The 1,046-nt window shown below is 42.8% G+C and carries 2 tRNA genes and 2 rRNA genes; all 4 read left to right on the top strand.

From position 1 onward, the window contains the following. A 16S ribosomal RNA gene (locus tag E0H79_RS15435) occupies positions 1-56 on the top strand; the annotation flags it as partial. Positions 57-115: 59 nt separating this feature from the next. Next, positions 116-192, top strand: a tRNA-Ile gene (locus tag E0H79_RS15045). A gap of 112 nt (positions 193-304) precedes the next feature. Next, positions 305-380: transfer RNA gene (locus tag E0H79_RS15040), tRNA-Ala, on the top strand. Between the two features lie 455 nt (positions 381-835). Beyond that, positions 836-1,046 (top strand): 23S ribosomal RNA (locus E0H79_RS15035); the annotation flags it as partial.

Raw genomic sequence — 1,046 nt, 5'->3', positions numbered from 1 at the left:
GGGTGAAGTCGTAACAAGGTAGCCGTAGGGGAACCTGCGGCTGGATCACCTCCTTAACGAAAGATTGACGATTGGTAAGAATCCACAACAAGTTGTTCTTCATTGATGTATCTGAGGGTCTGTAGCTCAGTTGGTTAGAGCACACGCTTGATAAGCGTGGGGTCACAAGTTCAAGTCTTGTCAGACCCACCATGAGCGAGGGTCAGCGAAACATGTTTCGCCCGAGCGCAAGACGAGAGCTATGCTCGAGTTAAGCATTCGCCTTAACACAGTTTACGATATATCGAATCACAGATGATAAGCTGGGGACTTAGCTTAGTTGGTAGAGCGCCTGCTTTGCACGCAGGAGGTCAGGAGTTCGACTCTCCTAGTCTCCACCAAATTTTAAGATCAGAAAAGCACTGCTTTTCCTTAAAATTTAAGCAAACAGCTATGCTGTGCGCAGGCACACATATACTGGAGCTTTAAGCTAAAGATTGCAGAACTTAATAAAAGATCGAATGATTAGATTTGATGGTTTATTAAGTTCTGTGATTTAAATATCACAGTATTTAGTGCGGTCTGACGAAGACGCATTAATTCATTAACAGATTGGCAAAAATTGAGTCTGAAATAAATTGTTCAACTCATTTAATTCAAGATTGASAGTAATGCTTCGGTGTTACGATTTAATTACGAATTGAAATGAGAACTAGCAAATTAACTGAATCAAGCGTTTTGGTATATGAATTTAGATTGAAGCTGTACAGTGCTTAAGTGCACAAAGCAACAAACTGTGGGCGCAAGCCTGTTGTTACACTCACTTGTAAGTGTTAACGACTGTTTGGGGTTGTATAGTCAAGTAATTAAGTGCATGTGGTGGATGCCTTGGCAGTCAGAGGCGAAGAAAGACGTGATAGCCTGCGAAAAGCTCCGGGGAGGCGGCAAATATCCTTTGATCCGGAGATTTCTGAATGGGGAAACCCACCTACCTTAAGGTAGGTATCGTATGATGAATACATAGTCATACGAAGCGAACGCGGGGAAGTGAAACATCTCAGTACCCG

The organism is Acinetobacter sp. ANC 5045 (genome assembly GCF_004331005.1).
Lineage (GTDB): Bacteria > Pseudomonadota > Gammaproteobacteria > Pseudomonadales > Moraxellaceae > Acinetobacter > Acinetobacter towneri.
This window is presented reverse-complemented; position numbering and strand designations above follow the sequence as displayed.